The 16,942-nt window shown below is 72.6% G+C and carries 17 protein-coding genes and 1 pseudogene; 4 read left to right on the plus strand and 14 right to left on the minus strand.

Annotation, left to right across the window (positions count from 1 at the left end; all coding sequences use genetic code 11):
- Window positions 1–28: 28 nt before the first annotated feature.
- From ACIOWN_RS01810 to ACIOWN_RS01820, 3 genes and pseudogenes are all read right to left on the minus strand, one after another.
- A pseudogene (locus ACIOWN_RS01810) lies at window positions 29–187 on the minus strand (glutamine synthetase); the annotation flags it as partial.
- 62 nt (window positions 188–249) lie between these two features.
- Window positions 250–960: a hypothetical protein gene (locus ACIOWN_RS01815; protein ID WP_401979771.1), complete on the minus strand. Its 711-nt coding sequence runs from the start codon at window positions 958–960 to the stop codon at window positions 250–252.
- A gap of 161 nt (window positions 961–1,121) precedes the next feature.
- On the minus strand, window positions 1,122–1,484 hold the full coding sequence (locus ACIOWN_RS01820; RefSeq protein ID WP_362347745.1) for an arsenate reductase family protein: 363 nt from the start codon (window positions 1,482–1,484) through the stop codon (window positions 1,122–1,124).
- Window positions 1,485–1,707: 223 nt separating this feature from the next.
- Here ACIOWN_RS01820 and ACIOWN_RS01825 point away from each other — a divergent pair, with 223 nt between their 5' ends.
- Window positions 1,708–2,022: a hypothetical protein gene (locus ACIOWN_RS01825; RefSeq protein ID WP_100567139.1), complete on the plus strand. Its 315-nt coding sequence runs from the start codon at window positions 1,708–1,710 to the stop codon at window positions 2,020–2,022.
- Between the two features lie 45 nt (window positions 2,023–2,067).
- On the opposite strand, the gene ACIOWN_RS01830 is transcribed toward ACIOWN_RS01825, so the two are convergent.
- The 5 genes from ACIOWN_RS01830 to ACIOWN_RS01850 all read right to left on the minus strand — a co-directional run bounded on the left by ACIOWN_RS01830 (window position 2,068) and on the right by ACIOWN_RS01850 (window position 6,987).
- Window positions 2,068–3,252 carry a winged helix DNA-binding domain-containing protein gene (locus ACIOWN_RS01830; protein WP_401979773.1) on the minus strand — a complete coding sequence of 395 codons (1,185 nt, stop codon included), beginning with the start codon at window positions 3,250–3,252 and terminating at the stop codon, window positions 2,068–2,070.
- 84 nt (window positions 3,253–3,336) lie between these two features.
- Window positions 3,337–4,971 carry an alpha/beta fold hydrolase gene (locus tag ACIOWN_RS01835; protein WP_401979775.1) on the minus strand — a complete coding sequence of 545 codons (1,635 nt, stop codon included), beginning with the start codon at window positions 4,969–4,971 and terminating at the stop codon, window positions 3,337–3,339.
- Between the two features lie 86 nt (window positions 4,972–5,057).
- Window positions 5,058–5,642 (minus strand): hypothetical protein, encoded by a 585-nt coding sequence (locus tag ACIOWN_RS01840; RefSeq protein WP_362347751.1) that lies wholly within the window; start codon window positions 5,640–5,642, stop codon window positions 5,058–5,060.
- Between the two features lie 2 nt (window positions 5,643–5,644).
- On the minus strand, window positions 5,645–6,568 hold the full coding sequence (gene htpX, locus ACIOWN_RS01845; protein ID WP_401979778.1) for a zinc metalloprotease HtpX: 924 nt from the start codon (window positions 6,566–6,568) through the stop codon (window positions 5,645–5,647).
- 161 nt (window positions 6,569–6,729) lie between these two features.
- Window positions 6,730–6,987, minus strand: coding sequence for a hypothetical protein (locus ACIOWN_RS01850; protein WP_362347754.1), 258 nt, complete (start codon window positions 6,985–6,987; stop codon window positions 6,730–6,732).
- 376 nt (window positions 6,988–7,363) lie between these two features.
- Here ACIOWN_RS01850 and ACIOWN_RS01855 point away from each other — a divergent pair, with 376 nt between their 5' ends.
- Window positions 7,364–7,648 carry a hypothetical protein gene (locus tag ACIOWN_RS01855; RefSeq protein WP_401979781.1) on the plus strand — a complete coding sequence of 95 codons (285 nt, stop codon included), beginning with the start codon at window positions 7,364–7,366 and terminating at the stop codon, window positions 7,646–7,648.
- A 202-nt stretch (window positions 7,649–7,850) separates the two neighbouring features.
- Here the strand turns inward: ACIOWN_RS01855 and glnA are convergent, their stop codons facing one another.
- Window positions 7,851–9,260, minus strand: a complete 1,410-nt coding sequence (gene glnA / locus ACIOWN_RS01860) for a type I glutamate--ammonia ligase (protein WP_401979784.1) — start codon at window positions 9,258–9,260, stop codon at window positions 7,851–7,853.
- Window positions 9,261–9,469: 209 nt separating this feature from the next.
- On the opposite strand from glnA, the gene ACIOWN_RS01865 reads away from it, so the two are divergent.
- Window positions 9,470–9,937: an RDD family protein gene (locus ACIOWN_RS01865; protein ID WP_362347759.1), complete on the plus strand. Its 468-nt coding sequence runs from the start codon at window positions 9,470–9,472 to the stop codon at window positions 9,935–9,937.
- A gap of 110 nt (window positions 9,938–10,047) precedes the next feature.
- Here ACIOWN_RS01865 and ACIOWN_RS01870 read toward each other — a convergent pair whose 3' ends face one another.
- The 4 genes from ACIOWN_RS01870 to lipB all read right to left on the minus strand — a co-directional run bounded on the left by ACIOWN_RS01870 (window position 10,048) and on the right by lipB (window position 13,197).
- Window positions 10,048–10,749, minus strand: a complete 702-nt coding sequence (locus ACIOWN_RS01870) for a DUF4191 domain-containing protein (protein ID WP_362349148.1) — start codon at window positions 10,747–10,749, stop codon at window positions 10,048–10,050.
- Between the two features lie 92 nt (window positions 10,750–10,841).
- Window positions 10,842–11,042 (minus strand): hypothetical protein, encoded by a 201-nt coding sequence (locus ACIOWN_RS01875; RefSeq protein WP_362349149.1) that lies wholly within the window; start codon window positions 11,040–11,042, stop codon window positions 10,842–10,844.
- Between the two features lie 272 nt (window positions 11,043–11,314).
- Window positions 11,315–12,280 (minus strand): lipoyl synthase, encoded by a 966-nt coding sequence (lipA, locus tag ACIOWN_RS01880; protein WP_100567150.1) that lies wholly within the window; start codon window positions 12,278–12,280, stop codon window positions 11,315–11,317.
- A gap of 119 nt (window positions 12,281–12,399) precedes the next feature.
- Window positions 12,400–13,197, minus strand: coding sequence for a lipoyl(octanoyl) transferase LipB (lipB, locus tag ACIOWN_RS01885; protein WP_401979789.1), 798 nt, complete (start codon window positions 13,195–13,197; stop codon window positions 12,400–12,402).
- 244 nt (window positions 13,198–13,441) lie between these two features.
- Between lipB and ACIOWN_RS01890 the strand changes: the two genes are divergently transcribed.
- The gene (locus ACIOWN_RS01890) at window positions 13,442–14,935 is read left to right on the plus strand and encodes a regulator (protein WP_362349151.1); all 1,494 of its coding nucleotides are present in this window, start codon (window positions 13,442–13,444) and stop codon (window positions 14,933–14,935) included.
- Window positions 14,936–15,332: 397 nt separating this feature from the next.
- On the opposite strand, the gene ACIOWN_RS01895 is transcribed toward ACIOWN_RS01890, so the two are convergent.
- Window positions 15,333–16,772 carry an NAD(P)/FAD-dependent oxidoreductase gene (locus tag ACIOWN_RS01895; protein WP_401979792.1) on the minus strand — a complete coding sequence of 480 codons (1,440 nt, stop codon included), beginning with the start codon at window positions 16,770–16,772 and terminating at the stop codon, window positions 15,333–15,335.
- Window positions 16,773–16,942: the final 170 nt, after the last annotated feature.

Consider the following 16,942-nt stretch of genomic DNA (forward strand, 5'->3'; position numbering starts at 1 on the left):
GCGCCCGGCTGCCCGCCACCCGTTCCGATCAGGCCCGCCCCGCCTTCTCCGGGACGGTGCGGCAGGTGGCGACCAGCAGACGCGTGAGGCCGTACGGGTCGACGTTGGCATTGCGCCGGCGGTCCCTGACGCAGCCCTTGCCGTCCCGCTCGACCTGCCAGGGCATGCGGACCGGGGCACCGTGGTGCACGGCGAGGGCCCGCCGCTCCCGGCCGGGAACAGCGGGCCCTCGCCCGTCGGGGGCGGGTCTCATCCCACCTTCTCGATCACCGCGCGCCGGATCAGGAACTTGCCCGGCTCCCGGACCTCCTCGAAGGCCGCGTCGTTGAGCAGGACGCAACTGCCGGAGACGGACGTGACCTTCACCGTGATGGCCTTGTTGTTGTCCAGGTTGGTGACCTTCAGCGTGGTGCCCGCCGGGAACTGGTTGCTGGACGCGGCCGGTGCGCCGCCCTCGCCGGAGAGCGTCACCGTGGAGCCCTGGCACACCTGCTGTCCGGACGCGGCGACATCGCCGCCGCCGTTGCCGTTGCCGGCGGCACCGTCCTGCTGCCCGGCCTGCTGACCGTTCTCCTGCCCGGCCTGCTGCTCGGCCCCCTGGCCGTTCTGCGCCTCCTGCTGCCCGGCCTGGGAGTCCTGAGCCGACTCCCCCACCGTGCACCCGGACGCGGCCTGCTGGCGCTTGATCTGTTCGATGACCTCCTGGCGGTTGGCGATCCGCGCCTCGGACAGCGCGTCCGGAGCGGCCCGCTGGTCTTCGATGAACTTCTGGTTGTTGCCGAGGGCGGTGGCGAACCCCTGGCAGGCCGTCGAGTCCGCGGCGGAGAGGGTCCGCGGCGCCTCCGGCTGGGCGGCGTTGGACGTGGCGGCGAGGGCGAAGGCCCCGCCGCCGGCCACCGCCGCGGCCGTGACCAGCAGCGCGACCTTCTTCTTGGTGCTGACAGTGCGCCTACGCGACATGCGCGCCTCCTGAAGAGGTGAGGGAGCGTACGCCGCTAGGTACGAGATGCCGCACGAGGTTACTCAGCGGTTGCGATCCGAGTTGAAGTGACCTGCGTCATAAGGGAGTTGGCGTACACCGCACGCCGCCCTGCCAACACCGCGCGCCGCACCGCCGACGCTCACCCCCGCCCGAGCGCGTCCCGCACCGCGTCCTCGGTCCGCGCCACGACCGCCGTGCCGTCGTCGGCCGTGATGATCGGACGCTGGATCAGCTTCGGATGCTCGGCCAGCGCCGCGATCCACCGCTCGCGCGCCCCGGAGTCCCGCGGCCAGTCCTTGACCCCGAGCTCCTTCGCGACGGCCTCCTGCGTCCGGGTGATGTCCCACGGCTCCAGCCCCAGCCGCCCGAGCACCTCCCGGATCTCCTCCGCACTCGGCACGTCCTCCAGATAGCGGCGCACGGTGTACTCGGCCCCCTCGGCATCGAGCAGCCCGACGGCGCTGCGGCACTTGGAACATGCCGGATTGATCCAGATCTCCATGCGGCCACGGTACGCGAAGTCCCCGACGGGAAACGGCCGCCGGAACCGTCGCGATCGCCGTCGCGGAAACCCATGGAAACCCGCCTCCCGCCTGCGTCACTCCAGCCCCGAAAGCCCTTGTGACCAGGGGGCTTTGTCAGTGCCGAGCAGTAGAATCGAAGCAGTGTCCGAGAGCGTCGCCGGGGTCTCCTCGTGGCGCTCCCCTCGCGACAGGAGGATGCCTGTGGCCGCTGCCGCACTGAAGCCGAAGCCGTTGCCGACCCAGTCCACCGCGAAGCGTCCCGTCCTGCTCGACCTGCCCTACGAACCCGTGGCGAAGCGGCCGTTGCCGCCGGGGCGTCCGCGGGAGTGGTACGTCATCCACAACCGCCGTCTGAAGGCGATGCGGCTCGCCATCGCGCTGCTCGACTCGGGCGTCCACCTGCCGCACCAGGCCCGCGACGAGACAATCCGCTCCATCGCCGAACTCATCGGCGTGCACCGGCCGTCGAGCACGACGTGTCACATGGTGCGGGCGCTGATGCGGTACTCGCGCTGAGCCCGGACGCCGGGCGCCCCGCGCACGCGGGGTGCCCGGCTCCGGCTACGCCGCCAGTTCCTTCTCCAGCGGTGTGCGGAAGCGCGGTGTGACCCGGGTGGGGCCGAGCCGGCTCTCCAGTTCCTCCGCCTGCCCGGCGATCGCCGCCTCCGCCTCCGCGCCCAGCCCGTCCCGGTCCAGGATCCGCCAGGCGATCCCGCCGTCGGGGCGCTGGGCCCAGGCCCCGACGACCCGGCCGTTCCACCACACCGTCGGGCCGACGTTGCCGCTGCCGTCGAACAGGGCCGGCCGCAGCCGGGGCGCGAGGTACCAGTCCCGCTGTTGCCAGCCCATCGCCGTGGGGTCGAGACCGGGCAGCAGGGCCGCCCACGGTTCCTCCGGGCCGGTCACCGGGGCGACGTCGTCCCCGGTGACGTACGCCGTGCCCTCGTCCACCCTCACCTCCCGCGCCCCCGCCGCGGCCAGAGCCCGCCGCACGTCCGTCACCCGCCACCCCGTCCACCACTTCAGGTCGGCCTCGGTCGCCGGGCCGCAGGCCGCGAGCCAGCGGCGCAGCAGATCGCTCTGGGCGGCGGCGACGTCCAGCTCGGGATGCCCGGGCGCGAGGGCCCAGCGGAACTGCGTGGACGTCCAGGAGCCGAGCGGCCGGCCCCGGACCACCTTGCCCTCAACGCCCAGGACGCGCAGCAGCCGCGAGGAGACCGTGTGCACGCCCTCGTAGCTCTTCCCGGCCGCGTACGCGAACTGCTCCCGCAGCCGCGGCTCGTCCTGGGCCAGCTCGGCGGCCGTGGCCTGCCCGCGGCGGGCCAGCGCGGCGAGCGCCGACTCCTCGACCTCCTTCAGCCAGGCCGCGTCCGGCGCGCCCGCCTTCGCCATGTCCTTGATCAGGGCGGTGCGGGCTCGGGCGGCGACGGCGATGCCGGTCGAGGCGTGGACGACGGCGGTCAGCTCGGCCGGGAAGACGAAGACCGTGTGCCGCATGCCGTGCATCCGCACCAGCGTGCGGTCCTCGTACAGCGCGTGCTCCGTCCGCGCCACCGTTTCGGCCGGGTCGGCCAGGCGGGCGCCCACGCCCAGGTACACCGTCGCCGGGTCCGTCCCGTGCAGTGCCACCAGCGCCCGGGCGACCTCCTCCGGTGTGCCCGCCCGCGTCCCGGCGGCCAGCCGGTGCCGCAGGGCCAGCCTGGCCCGCCGCTCCGCCACGTCGATGTACCGGGGTTCCTCGCCCATGAGATCTCCGCCCGTAGTAATGCCTGACCGCATCCTCCCCGACACCACTGACACCGGCCCCGTCCCGCCGTCGCCGAAGCGGCCTCAGCCGTACCGTTCCATCAGCCCGTCCACGTACGCCCGCAGCCGGTCACCCAGTACCTCCGCGGTGAGGTCGGTCCGCCCGAGTTCGCGCCAAGGACCGGCCAGTCCGGCCGCGTCGGGGGCGTAATGGAGGGCGTCGAGCAGCCGCCAGTAAAGGTGGTCCGGGCCGTCGGCGAGCGGACGTCCGCCGTGGGCCTCGTAGCGGTCCCGGAAGCGCAGGCCGGGTTCGGGGCCGTGCAGCAGCGCGAGAGCCGTCGAGCAGTGCGCCACGTCGAGGTCGGCGGGACCCCACGAGGTCTCCACCCAGTCGACGACACCGCTGATCCGCAGATCGTCGCCCGCACCGGTGAACAGCACGTTCCCTGGGTGGAAGTCGCGGTGCAGGAAGCAGCCCTCGTACTCCGGAGGCTCACGGCGGAGCACGTCCACCGCACGCTCCCACAGCGCACCCGGCCGGGCACGCACCCGCTCCGGTGACGTCCACGCCTGGTACCGCCGCGGGCGTTCGTCCGGCACGACACCGTGGATCCGTACGAGCTGCGCCGCCAGCAGGTCCAGCCGCGCGGCCAGGTCCTCCTCGTCGAGCCGCACCCGGCCCGCGAGCTGCGACATCAGCAAAGAGGGGTGGTCGCAGTGCTCGGCGCCCGCGTCGACGGCGACGGGCGCCGGCGCCGGGATGCCGTCCCGGCCGGCCAGCAGGCCCAGGACGGCGGCCTCGCGGGTGAGCAGTCCGGGCGCGTGGCGCCGGAAGAAGGGCTTGACGAAGGTCCGCAGCACCAGGCCGGTGCCGTCGTCGAGGGCGAGCGCGCGCATCTGCGCGCTCGAACCGCCGCACAGCAGGGTGGTGCCGCGTATGGTGCGGTCCCGCGGCAGCTGCTTGGCCACCCACGCCTTCGTCGCCGTCCAGCCGCCCTCGCCCAGCCCCGTCAGCACCGCGTCCACGAAGTCCCGCCGGTCGCCGGCGTGGTCGCGGAGCCACAGCCCCAGCGTGTGCCCGGCGTCGGGGAGTTCGAGGCGGGTGAACTGGGCGCGGGTGCTCAGCGCGTCCTGGACGGCCTCGGTGACGGCCGGCGGGATGACGGTGTCCGTGCCCGGCACGGCGAGCACCGCCCGGCCCTCGTAGGCGCGCAGTACGTCTAACGCGGAGGCCCCGCGCCAGCCGCCGGGCCGGCGGATGATCTCGCTGAACCGCCCGTTCCCCGTGCCGAACGGCACGTCCCAGGCCTCGTCGGCGTAGACGGCCGGCGCGCACAGGCCGAGCGCCACCACCCGCTCCCCGTAGTGCCGGGCCAGGTCGGTCACGGTCTGGCCGCTCATGCTGAACCCGACCAGGATCAGCGGACCGCCCGCCGGCACCTGGGCGTCGATCACGGCAACCGCCTGCTCGAAGCGCCGGCGCAGACTCAACTCCCGCAGCGCACCGGTGCTCTCCCCGTGCCCCGAGAAGTCGAACGCGACACCGCGGCAGCCACGGGCGACGAACTCGGCGAGCAGCGGCAGCAGCCGCCGCGCGTCGCCGTTGCCCGCGCCGTGCAGCAGCACGACGGTGGGCAGGTCCGCGCCGCCGTCGCCGCCGTACACGCCGCTGAGCCGTTCGCCGTCATGGTCGTGGCCGAAGGAGGAGAGCTCACTCATCCCGCCATTCACTCACGGCGCCCGCACGGATCGTGGCCCTCCGGCCACACCGGAGCAGTGGGCACCGCTCCTGCACCGGGGCGCGGTCACAGGCCGGGGGCGCCCCACACCGGGAACCAGCGGCTCAGGTCCTGTTCGATGCGCAGGTCGTCGGCCAGGGCCGCCTTGACCCGGAGTTCCAGCGGGTTGTCGCGCCGCTGCGCCTGGCCGGGCAGCGGCGCGAACGGGTAGAAGGTGCCCCGTTTGTAGAGGTACACCAGCGCCAGCCGCCGGCCGGCGTCGTCGTGGAAGCCGGCCAGGGAGCACAGGAGCTGGGGGCCGAAGCCGTTGACCTCCATGGCGCTGTTCACCGCGTGCAGGTCGTTGACCAGATCGGGAAGCTGGTCCGGGCTGCGGCGGGAGACCAGCCAGGAGTAGCCGTAGGAGTCCTGGGACAGCTCGACGGGCGGCCCTTCGCGGTCGGCGTCCGCGTCCAGCAGGGCCTGGACCTCTCGGTGCGTCTGCTCGAAGGCGGCGCCCTCGACCGTGGCGAAGCACACCGCGCCCTGCCCGGTCGGGGTGAAGCCGGCGGCCGCCTCCAGGGTCAGGGCCGCCGACGGCAGCGCGAACAGCTGGTCCAGGTCGGGCAGGGCGGGTTTGGTGCGGCCGAGCAGAATGTCCAGGAGGCCCATCCTCAGCCCGCCTTCCCCGGCGTCGCGGCCTCGCCCAGCTCGGCGGAGATCCGCGCCAGCTCCTCCAGCCGCCGCTCCAGGGTCGGGTGGGTGGAGAACAGCCGGGAGATGCCGGGCTCGGCGCCCAGCGCCGGAGTGAAGTAGAAGGCGTTGAAGGCCTGCGCGGTGCGCAGGTCCTCGGACGGGATCCGGCCGATGTCGCCGGTCACCTTGGTGAGCGCGGAGGCCAGCGCGGAGGGCCGGCCGGTCAGCAGTGCCGCCGCCCGGTCCGCGGCCAGTTCCCGGTACCGGGACAGCGCCCGGAGCAGCAGGAAGCTGATCGCGTACACGGCCGCCGAGACGCCCATCACCATGGCGAACAGGGCGAGGGTGTTCTGGTCCTTGCGCCCGCGCCCGCCGAACAGCTCCGAGTAGAAGGCGAACCGTACGACCAGGCCCGCGACCACCCCGAGGAACGAGGCCACCGTGATCACGGCGACGTCCTTGTGCGCCACGTGCGACAGCTCGTGCGCGAGCACGCCCTCGAGCTCGGCCGGTTCAAGCCGCCGCAGCAGTCCCGTGGTCACGCACACCACGGCGTTGTCCGGGTTCCGCCCGGTCGCGAATGCATTCGGCATGTCCATGCTGGACACGGCGACGGTGGGCTTGGGCATGTCCGCCATGGCGCACAACCGGTCGACCACCGCGTGGAGCTGGGGATACTCCTCCCGCTCCACCACCTGGCCGTGCATCGCGAACAGGGCGATCCGGTCGGAGAACCAGTACTGGGCGCCGAGCACGCAGGCCGCGATCACCACGACCAGCACCCAGGACTTCAGCAGCACGATCAGCACGGCCACGAACGCCACGTAGAGCAACCCGAGCAGGAACAGCGTGACCCCCATGCGAACGGTCAGTCGTCGGTCGCTCCGGAAGCGGCTCTGCATCTTGCATCACCCCGCAGTCAGGCACTCGTCCCGCCATCCAGTGTGCACCTGCGGATGCCCATGGAGCGGTCCTGATCAGCTCCAGGACCGGCAAAAGCCGCCTGTGACCCCGTGAGCGCGCGGGGTGAGCGCGCGCAGGCCCCGGGACTCGGCGAAAGCCCTCAGAGGTAGCCGTGTGTACGGCCGTAGCCGAGCAGCACGATCACCGCTGCGACGCAGCCGAGCACCAGGACGGTGGATATCCACGAGGAGCGGCGCGGGGCGACCGGGTCCGGGTCGGCGCGGAACGGGACCGGCCCCGGCGGGTTGTGCTTCCAGCGCGCGGCGAGCATCCGGGCGCGGGCGGACGGCTCCTTGTGCTCGGCGGCCCGCGCCCACCGGTGATCGAACTCCCGCTCAAGGTCGTCGTGCTCGGTCATCCCCGTTACCTCTCCGGTCCTTATCCGTCCTTGATGCCGACGGAGAATCATCCCCTGACCACGTGAGCGCTGTGAAGCGATCGTCGCTGTGAGGCGATCGCTCGAGATGCTGCGCGCCCGCCGGGAAGCTAGCCTCTATGGGTGAGGGCGGCGGTCCGGCAACAGGACCGGCGTCGACCAAAGACCCTGCTCACGGGGCTGACAGCGCGACCGCGCGGGCCCTGCCGCCTGTACCCACGCGGCAACACCTACGACCGCGCCGCCGAACCCTTTCCGGCTGCGGCCGCGGCCATTCTTCTCGTGCCCCGAACCCGCGCGAGGGGATGGAAAGGAAGGTATTCCCATGAAAGCACAGCGTGCAAGGCGTCTCTTCGCAATGTCCGCAGTCGGTGTTCTGATGGCGGCCGGCACCGCCGTCGGTGCTGCGGGCACGGCCTCGGCAGCGACCCCGGCCGCGGCTCCGGTTCATGTCTCCACCGTCTCCACCAGCCTCACCCACGGCGGCGGCTGGGGCTGCGGTTGGTGGTCCCGCTGGTGCGGCGGCGGTTTCGGCCCCGGCTACGGCGGCTTCTTCGGCCCCGGCTTCGGCGGCTACGGCGGCTACGGCGGCTACGGCGGCTACGGCTTCGGCGGTGGCCCGGTGGTGGTCGTGGTCCGCTGACGGCACCACGAGCGAGGGCCGCCCCCCGGCACCGGGGGGCGGCCCTCGGCCCTGCTCGACCTTGATCTTCCTCAACAAGGGCTGCACGACCGGCGTTATGGAAACAAGGCCGTCGGCCGTGCCCCTCCGGGCGGGGAGGAGCACGGCCGACGGCCCACAGGCGGCCCGGGGGAGCGGAAGCCCGCTCCGGCCCGGGGCCACATCACACGTCGAAGTACAGCTCGAACTCGTGCGGGTGCGGACGCAGCTGCAGCGGGGCGATCTCGCTCGTGCGCTTGAGGTCGACCCACGTCTCGATCAGGTCGGGCGTGAACACGTCGCCCTGGAGCAGGAACTCGTGGTCGGCCTCCAGGGCCTGGAGGACGGCCTCCAGCGAGGTCGGGACCTGGGCGACGTTGGCGTGCTCCTCGGGCGCCAGCTCGTACAGGTCCTTGTCGATCGGCTCGGCCGGCTCGATCTTGTTCTTGATGCCGTCCAGGCCGGCCAGCAGCAGCGACGCGAAGGCCAGGTACGGGTTGCCGGAGGCGTCCGGCGCGCGGAACTCCACGCGCTTGGCCTTCGGGTTCGAGCCGGTGATCGGGATGCGCATCGCGGCGGAGCGGTTGCGCTGCGAGTACACCAGGTTCACCGGGGCCTCGAAGCCCGGCACCAGGCGGTGGTACGAGTTCACCGTCGGGTTGGTGAACGCGAGCAGCGCCGGGGCGTGCCTGAGGATGCCGCCGATGTAGTAGCGGGCGGTGTCCGACAGGCCCGCGTAGCCGGCCTCGTCGTAGAACAGCGGCTCGCCACCGCTCCACAGCGACTGGTGCACGTGCATGCCCGAGCCGTTGTCACCGAAGATCGGCTTCGGCATGAAGGTCGCCGTCTTGCCGTTGCGCCAGGCGACGTTCTTCACGATGTACTTGAACAGCTGGAGGTCGTCGGCGGCGGCGAGCAGCGTGTTGAACTTGTAGTTGATCTCGGCCTGGCCGGCGGTGCCCACCTCGTGGTGCTGGCGCTCGACCTGCAGACCGCTCTTCGCCAGCTCCAGGGAGATCTCGGCACGCAGGTCGGCGAAGTGGTCGACCGGCGGGACCGGGAAGTAGCCGCCCTTGTAGCGGACCTTGTAGCCGCGGTTGTCCTCCAGCGCGCCGGTGTTCCAGGCGCCCGCCTCGGAGTCGATGTGGTAGAAGGACTCGTTCTCGGCGGTCCGGAACCGGACGTTGTCGAAGACGTAGAACTCCGCCTCGGGGCCGAAGAACGCGGTGTCGGCGATCCCGGTGGACGCCAGGTACGCCTCGGCCTTCCTCGCCACGTTCCGCGGGTCACGGGAGTACTGCTCACCGGTGATCGGGTCGTGGATGAAGAAGTTGATGTTGAGGGTCTTGTCCCGGCGGAACGGGTCCACCCGCGCGGTGGACAGGTCGGCACGCAGGGACATGTCGGACTCGTGGATGGCCTGGAAGCCGCGGATCGAGGACCCGTCGAACGCCTGCTCCTCGTCGGGGTCGAACGCCTCGGCGGGCAACGTGAAGTGCTGCATGACGCCCGGCAGGTCGCAGAACCGCACGTCGATGAACTTGACGCCCTCGTCCGCGATGTACTTCTTGGCCTCGTCGGCGTTCTGGAACATCCAGCTCCTCCTACTCCCGACCGTCCCGCCGGGGTGGTAGATCGTTGGTGCGGCCGGTGCGGTGGCACACGCTGAGCTCGACCCTAGGGACGGGTGATTTCCCGGGCGTGACCCATTTGTTTCGCTGAAGTTAACCGGCTCGGGTGGCGGTCACGGTCGCGGACACCCCGCCGGCCCCCCTGATTCCAGCGTCGCAGTACGGTGGTCGGGTGGACAACAGGCAAGCAATGGGATCATGGCTGTCCGGCCCGCGCGCGGCCATGGAGGACGCCGGCGCGGACTTCGGCTACCGCGGTCAGCAACTGGGGCTGCCGGAGCGGGGAACGGGTTCGATCGCGGGTCCGGGGCGGCGGCTCGGCGCCCTGGCCGTCGACTGGGCGCTGTGCCTGTGGATCGCCTACGGCCTGATCACGCACGGCTACCACCAGGCCACCAGCAACTGGGCGCTGCTCATCTTCCTGGCGCTGGGCGCCCTCACCGTCGGCACGATCGGGTTCACGCCCGGCAAGCGCCTGTTCGGCCTGCGCGTGGTCGCCCTGGCCACCGGCCGCGTCCAGCCGCTGCGCGCCCTGCTGCGCACGGTCCTGCTGTGCCTGGCCGTTCCCGCCCTGATCTGGGACCGCGACGGCCGCGGCCTGCACGACCGGCTGGCGGGCACGGTGGAGGTCCGCATCTAGAAGCACGCGTACGACGAGGTGTCGTACGACGAGAGGTGTTCCTACGACGGCGGGGGCGCCCGGAGTGGTCTCCGGGCGCCCCCGCCGTCGTAGGAGGTGTCTGAGCGGTGTCAGCGGGCCTTCGGGCCGCCCTTCGGCATCCGCATGCCCTTGGGCATCGGACCCTTCGGCACGGGCATGTTGCTCATCAGGTCGCCGAGGGCGCGCAGCCGGTCGTTGGTGGTGGTGACCTGCGGGCCGGTCAGCACACGCGGGAACTTCAGCAGGGTCGTGCGCAGCTTCTTCAGCGGGACCTGGCCCTCGCCGTCGCCCACGATCACGTCGTGCACCGGGACGTCCACGACGATCCGGTTCATCTTCTTCTTCTCGGCGGCGAGCAGGGACTTCACCCGGTTCGGGTTGCCCTCGGCGACCAGCACGATGCCGGCCTTTCCGACCGCGCGGTGCACCACGTCCTGGCTGCGGTTCATGGCCACCGCCGGGGTGGTGGTCCAGCCGCGGCCCACGTTGTCCAGGACCGCCGCGGCGGCGCCCGGCTGGCCCTCCATCTGCCCGAACGCGGCGGTCTCGGCCCGGCGTCCGAAGATGATCGCCGTCGCGAGGAAGGCGAGCAGTACGCCCAGGATGCCGAGGTAGACCGGGTGGCCGATCGCGAAGCCGATCCCGAGAAGGACACCGAAGGTGATGATGAAGACACCCGCGAGTACCAGACCGATCTTGCTGTCGGCCTTGCGGGTCATCTTGTAGGTCAGAGCGATCTGCTTCAGTCGCCCGGGGTTGGCAGCCTCGGCTGCGTTGTCCTTCCTCGCCATGCCACGAAGTCTACGTGTCTCCCGGAGCGGCCCCGACGGCAGTGCCCGTACGGGCACCGGGCAGCAGGTGGGAAGGGGTGGGGGAGGAGCGGTCAGGGGCCGACGGCGGGGAACTGGTCGAGGACCCGCTGCGCCTCGACGCGGTCCTTGGCCCGGCGGCGGTCCTCAAGGACGGAGTTCCAGGCGTTGCGGCGGGCGGTGCGCTGGCCGCTGCTCATGAGCAGGGACTCGACCGCGCGCAGTGCGACGGTGAAGGACGGGATCGCGGTGGCACGAACGTGCGCGGCCTGCATGGGAGGTCCCCCTCATGACGGCTCTTGGTGTACGGGGTGTGAGTCCAGGGTCACTGCTTGGTGTTACCAGGGCGTGACCGGCCGGTCAAACACCGATGAAGCCTTGCGGCCGTGGCCCGAAAGGCTGACGCGGCCCTGTCCGAGGCGCTCATCTGCGGCGACGGTCAGGGCCGCGTCATATCGGCCACTACCGGGCAGTAGGTCCTTGTGCCCGATTTCACATACTCTCCGCCCGCCGGTGGGGCGGGAGTGGTGACGGATGGTCAGCCGCGTCAGACCGCCTGGGCGGCGATGTACGTGCCCCGCTTCTCGACGGCCATCCGGTACAGCCGGCCGGCGCGGTAGGAGGACCGTACCAGCGGACCCGACATCACGCCCGAGAAGCCGATCTGCTCGGCCTCCTCCTTCAGCTCCACGAACTCCTGCGGCTTGACCCACCGCTCCACCGGGTGGTGGCGCACCGAGGGGCGCAGGTACTGGGTGATGGTGACCAGCTCGCAGCCCGCGTCGTGGAGCTGCTTGAGTGCCTCCACCACCTCCTCGCGGGTCTCGCCCATGCCGAGGATGAGGTTGGACTTGGTCACCAGGCCGAAGTCGCGGGCCTCGGTGATGACCTTCAGGGAGCGCTCGTAGCGGAAGCCGGGGCGGATCCGCTTGAAGATCCGGGGCACCGTCTCGACGTTGTGCGCGAAGACCTCGGGGCGGGAGTCGAAGACCTCGGCCAGCTGCTCGGGGACGGCGTTGAAGTCCGGGGCGAGCAGCTCGACCTTCGTACGGCCGTCCTCGCGGTCCGCCGTCTGCTGGTGGATCTGGCGCACGGTCTCGGCGTACAGCCAGGCGCCGCCGTCCTCCAGATCGTCGCGGGCGACGCCGGTGATGGTGGCGTAGTTGAGGTCCATGGTGACCACGGACTCGCCGACGCGGCGCGGCTCGTCACGGTCCAGGGCCTCGGGCTTGCCGGTGTCGATCTGGCAGAAGTCGCAGCGCCGGGTGCACTGGTCGCCGCCGATGAGGAAGGTCGCCTCGCGGTCCTCCCAGCACTCGTAGATGTTCGGGCAGCCGGCTTCCTGGCAGACCGTGTGCAGGCCCTCGCTCTTCACGAGGTTCTGCATCTTGGTGTACTCGGGACCCATTTTCGCCCGGGTCTTGATCCACTCGGGCTTGCGCTCGATGGGGGTCTGGCTGTTGCGGACCTCCAGGCGCAGCATCTTGCGTCCGTCGGGTGCGACTGCGGACACGACCGGCTCCCTGTAGCTTCGATTCTTCGGCGTACACCAGGGTACGCCCGTGCTTGTTGCGCCCCGTCGGTGAGGCCAACCTGCGGGCCTGAGGGATCATTCCCCCCGGCAGGTCACGGTCAGGCGGTGGCCCGCTCGATCTCCCGCGGCTTCAGGTCCGCGTTCTCCAGGACGTCCCGCAGGTGCCGTTCGACGACCGGCAGCACCTCCTCGATCGTGACGTCCCGGCCGAGCTCGGCCGCCAGCGAGGCGACGCCGGCGTCCCGGATCCCGCACGGGATGATCTTGTCGAACCACTTGTTGTCCGGGTTCACGTTCAGCGCGAAGCCGTGCATCGTGACGCCCTTGGCGACCCGGATCCCGATCGCCGCGATCTTGCGGTCCTCGCGGCGCTGGCCGGCGTTGGAGGGGGCGTACTCCGGGCCGTTCAGCCGGGGGTCGAACTCGTCGTCGGCCAGGCGCCGGTCGAAGTCGAGGGACAGCCCGCCCAGGGAGGGACGCTGCTCCACCGGGTCGCCGAGCACCCACACGCCGCTGCGCCCCTCGACGCGGGTGGTCTCCAGGCCGAAGTCCGCGCAGGCGCGGATCAGCGCCTCCTCCAGGCGGCGCACGTGGGCCACCACGTCCACCGGGCGGGGCAGCTTCTGGATCGGGTAGCCGACCAGCTGGCCGGGGCCGTGCCAGGTGATCTTGCCGCCGCGGTCCACGTCGATGACGGGTGTGCCGTCGAGCGGGCGCTCGCTGTCCTCGGTCCGCCGGCCGGCCGTGTAGACCGGCGGGTGCTCCAGAAGCAGCACGGTGTCGGGGACCTCGTCCGCGAACCGGGCTGCGTGCACCCGGCGCTGCTCGTCCCAGGCCTGGACGTAGTCCACGGCCTCGGCACCGAATCCCATGCGGACGAACCGCAGCTCACTCACGGCGAACGCCTCCCTGGAAGGTCGTAAGGCACGAAACGTGCCCACGCAACTGTACGTCCGGCCGGAACGCGTCAGCCCCGCGGGCAATCCTCACACGATCGGATGAATGGTGGTCAAACTCTGCGGTCAGTTGCTCACTCTCCGCTACATTCGCGCCGTTCATGAGGCCATAAGGGCTGCTCACAGGCAATCCGGGCACCACGCGGCCGCGTGGCTGCCCGAAAGGCAGGAGACCGCACCGCAGATGACGGAACGACCCGCGCAGCGCACTCCCAACCGCCAGCTCGCCGCGCTCATCGCAGAAGCGGGATTCTCCAACGCGGGTCTGGCCCGTCGCGTCGACCAGCTCGGTCTCGAACACGGCCTGGACCTGAGATACGACAAGACGTCGGTCACCCGCTGGCTGCGCGGTCAGCAGCCGCGCGGGACCACGCCCGCCCTCATCGCGGAGGTCTTCACCCGGCGCCTGGGCCGCCGCCTGACGGCGCAGGACCTCGGTCTGGACGCCTGCGCCCCGGTGTACGCGGGGCTGGAGTTCGCCGCCACCCCGGAGGAGGCCGTCGACATCGTCGGCGGGCTGTGGCGCAAGGACTGCGGCAGCCACGCCGAGCTGCGCAGGATCGCCTTCACCCCGGCGGGGCTCGTGGTGCCCAGCCGGGACTGGCTGATCGGCCGGGCCGACGACCGGGTGGCCCGCGTCGAGGCACCACCGCCCACCCGGGTGCCCGTCCAGGGGCGCCCGGAGCGGCCCGCCCTCGTCGTGCCCGACCCCTCGGTGCCCGGCATGCCCCAGCAGCGCGTCCGGACCGAACGAGTCCCGGCCGGACGGGCGCCGGGCCTGAAGGTCACCGGCGGCGACATCGCCGCCCTGCGCTCGGTCGGCGAGCTGTTCCGCACCCTCGACGACCTGTACGGCGGCGGCCACGCCCGCCAGGCCCTCGTGCGCTACCTGGAGCACGAGTGCGAGCCGATGCTGCGCGGCACCTACGGCGAGCAGACCGGCCGCCGGCTCTTCGGCGCCGCCGCCGACCTGACCCGGCTCGCCGGCTGGACGTCGTACGACATCGCCGCGCACGGGCTCGCCCAGCGCTACTTCGTGCAGGCGCTGCGGCTCGCCCAGGCCGCGGGCGACCGGCCCTACGGGGCTTACGTGCTGGTCACCATGAGCCGGCAGGCCGTCTACCTCGGGCACGGGCGGGAGGCCGTGCAGCTCGCGCGGGTGGCCCAGCAGGGGCTCGGCGGCTCGGCCCCGCCCGCGGTGCAGGCGCTGCTGCACGCCGCCGAGGCGCGCGGGCACGGCGTGCTGGGCGAGGTGCGCGCCTGCACGGCGTCCCTGGTGCGCGCCGAGCGCTCCCTGGAGGCGGCCCGGCCCGGGGACGAGGTGCCCTCCTGGGGCCGCTTCGACGAGGCCCAGTTGGCCGACGAGTCCGGGCACTGCCACCGGGACCTCCAGCAGTACCGCGCCGCCGCCCAGCACGCCGAGCGGGCCCTCCAGCTCCGCGCCCCGGCCCACGCCCGCAGCCGGCTGTTCTGCCGCGTGGTCCTGGCCACCGCCCGCCTGGGTCTCGGCGACCTGGACCAGGCCTGCCGCCTGGCCGCCGAGGCCGCGACGCAGGCCGCCGACATGCGCTCGGTGCGGGCGGTGGAGTACGTCAAGGACTTCGAACGCCGCCTGGAGCCGTACAGGGACGCACCCCCGGTACGCGGCTACCGGGACAGGGTGGCAGCACTGGGCTGAGGCCGGGGCGGGGCGGGGTGGTGGCGTCAGGTCGAGGTCCGGGGCGGGGTTGAGGTCCGGGGTGGTGGCGGTGGTGATGGGCTGCGGCCCGGGATGGGGCGGGTGGTGCCGGGCCGTGGCCCGGGACAGGGTGGTTGGGGCGGCGGCCCGGGTTGGGGGCGGTGGTGCGGGGCCGTGGTCCGGGATGGGGCCGGTGGTGCCGGGCCGTGGCCCGGGACAGGGTGGTTGGGGCGGCGGCCCGGGTTGGGGGCGGTGGTGCGGGGCCGTGGCCCGGGGCGCGGGCGTGGTGCCGGGTTGAGGTCCGCCGGTGATGCCGGGCTGCCGTCCGGGGCGGGGTGGTTGGGGTGGAGGCCCGGCGGGGGTGTCGGGCCTCGTGGGCCGGGCGTCGGGACGGAGTTCAGGCGGCTGCTCGGGGGGCCGTTGCCGTCGGGTCCGCGCGGTGCATCGGGCGTCCGGCGCCCAGGTCGCCCAGGATGGCCGCCGCGGCCCGGTGGGCCGAGTGCAGCGCCCCCTGGACGGTGCTGGTGTCCCGGTGGTCGCCGCACACGTACAGGCCCGCCAGCAGCCGCACCGGGCGCCGCGGATCGTGCGGCGGGCGCATGGCGGGGACGGCCTCGGGGGTGTCATGCACGGCGAGCGTCTCCCAGCGGGCCGTGGAGGTGCCGTAGAGGCGGGACAGATGGCGGCGTACCGCCGTGTCGACGTCGGCCGGGGGCACGCCCAGGACCGTCGACGACACCAGGGCGCGGCCGGCGGGCGCGCGGGCGGGGTCGACGCGGCTGACCACCGCCGTGTGCGCCACCGGGCCGCCGCGGTCCGCGTCGAGCAGCAGGTACGCGCCCGTCTCCGGAGGCTCCTCGGTCGTGTGGTGGACCACCGTCACCGGGTGGAAGTCCGGCACGCGCAGCCCGGGCAGCAGTTCGGCCGCGGCGCGCGCGTCGGTGGCGACCAGCACGGCCCGGCAGCGGATCACGCCGTGCTCGGCGGTGGTCACCGCGGTCGTGGAGACCGAGGTGACCCGTACGCCGGTGTGCACGGTGCCGGGCGGCAGGGTGCGCGCGAGCAGCTCCGGCAGGACCTCGGCACCTCCCTCCGGCAGGCACAGCCGGCCGCTCACGAAGGAGTGCAGGGCGAGGTCCGCGCTGCGGCTGGACGTGGTGAGCTCCGGGTCGCACAACAGGGCCGCGAGCAGCGGACGCAGGAAGCCGTCGACGGTGCGGGCGGGCAGACCGCGGGCGGCCAGCGCCTCCCGGGCGGTCGACTCCGGTCGCGACAGCAGCCGTTCGACCGGGGTGGCGGCGATCCGGCCGAGCGCGGCGCGCAGCCGCAGCGGCGCGCCGATCCCTCGGCGTCCGGGAGGCGGACCCTCGAAGAAGGGCACGGCGGACGAGCGGGGGACGGACGAGCCGGGAGCGGACGGCCGGGGAACGGCCGCCCGGGCGAGGGACGACGGCCGGGACACCGGCGGGCGGGGGGCGCTCGCCAGGGCGCGCACTACATGAAGTGCGCTCCTCGCGCTCCCGCCGTGCGCCGGAGCACCCGCGCGGAAACGCCGTCCGTCGTTGTGCAGCAGGACCCCCGGCGCGAACGGACGCAGCACGAGCGCGTCGAGCCCCGGGCTCAGGGCCAGTTGGGGATACGAAGTGTTCAGCAGCTGTCCGATCCGGTCGAGCCGGAACCCGTCGACCTTCTCGGTCGACATGCGGCCGCCCACGTAAGGGGCGGCTTCCAGTACCGCGGTCGTCACTCCTGCGCTGGTCAGTCGATGCGCTGCCGCGAGCCCGGCGACCCCGGCTCCCACGACGACGACGTCAGCCTGATACGCGGGCTCAAGCACGTGCCCCTCCTCGAGGTTGCGCGGCCGGTGGGGCGGTGATGCCCGCGACCGGCGTCAGGAATACCCGAGTTCGCGTCGAGATTAGGGCCGCGCACGGTCAGGGACAGTCGCGCATCGACAGGGCACGGTCGCACGGCGGTCGCACACGGTCGCAAGGTGTCGTAGGTGCG

Origin of the sequence: Streptomyces sp. NPDC087787 (genome assembly GCF_044743035.1) — a bacterium.
Classification (GTDB): domain Bacteria; phylum Actinomycetota; class Actinomycetes; order Streptomycetales; family Streptomycetaceae; genus Streptomyces.

What these genes read in the sequence shown, in the direction of transcription:
- htpX (WP_401979778.1), bottom strand. Translation starts at nt 6,568, where the DNA reads ATGCAGAGCCGCTTCCGGAGCGACCGACGACTGACCGTTCGCATGGGG.
- ACIOWN_RS01850 (WP_362347754.1), bottom strand. Translation starts at nt 6,987, where the DNA reads ATGACCGAGCACGACGACCTTGAGCGGGAGTTCGATCACCGGTGGGCG.
- ACIOWN_RS01870 (WP_362349148.1), bottom strand. Translation starts at nt 10,749, where the DNA reads ATGGCGAGGAAGGACAACGCAGCCGAGGCTGCCAACCCCGGGCGACTG.
- ACIOWN_RS01875 (WP_362349149.1), bottom strand. Translation starts at nt 11,042, where the DNA reads ATGCAGGCCGCGCACGTTCGTGCCACCGCGATCCCGTCCTTCACCGTC.
- ACIOWN_RS01820 (WP_362347745.1), bottom strand. Translation starts at nt 1,484, where the DNA reads ATGGAGATCTGGATCAATCCGGCATGTTCCAAGTGCCGCAGCGCCGTC.
- ACIOWN_RS01815 (WP_401979771.1), bottom strand. Translation starts at nt 960, where the DNA reads ATGTCGCGTAGGCGCACTGTCAGCACCAAGAAGAAGGTCGCGCTGCTG.
- ACIOWN_RS01835 (WP_401979775.1), bottom strand. Translation starts at nt 4,971, where the DNA reads ATGAGTGAGCTCTCCTCCTTCGGCCACGACCATGACGGCGAACGGCTC.
- glnA (WP_401979784.1), bottom strand. Translation starts at nt 9,260, where the DNA reads ATGTTCCAGAACGCCGACGAGGCCAAGAAGTACATCGCGGACGAGGGC.
- ACIOWN_RS01840 (WP_362347751.1), bottom strand. Translation starts at nt 5,642, where the DNA reads ATGGGCCTCCTGGACATTCTGCTCGGCCGCACCAAACCCGCCCTGCCC.
- ACIOWN_RS01890 (WP_362349151.1), top strand. Translation starts at nt 13,442, where the DNA reads ATGACGGAACGACCCGCGCAGCGCACTCCCAACCGCCAGCTCGCCGCG.
- ACIOWN_RS01855 (WP_401979781.1), top strand. Translation starts at nt 7,364, where the DNA reads ATGTCCGCAGTCGGTGTTCTGATGGCGGCCGGCACCGCCGTCGGTGCT.
- ACIOWN_RS01830 (WP_401979773.1), bottom strand. Translation starts at nt 3,252, where the DNA reads ATGGGCGAGGAACCCCGGTACATCGACGTGGCGGAGCGGCGGGCCAGG.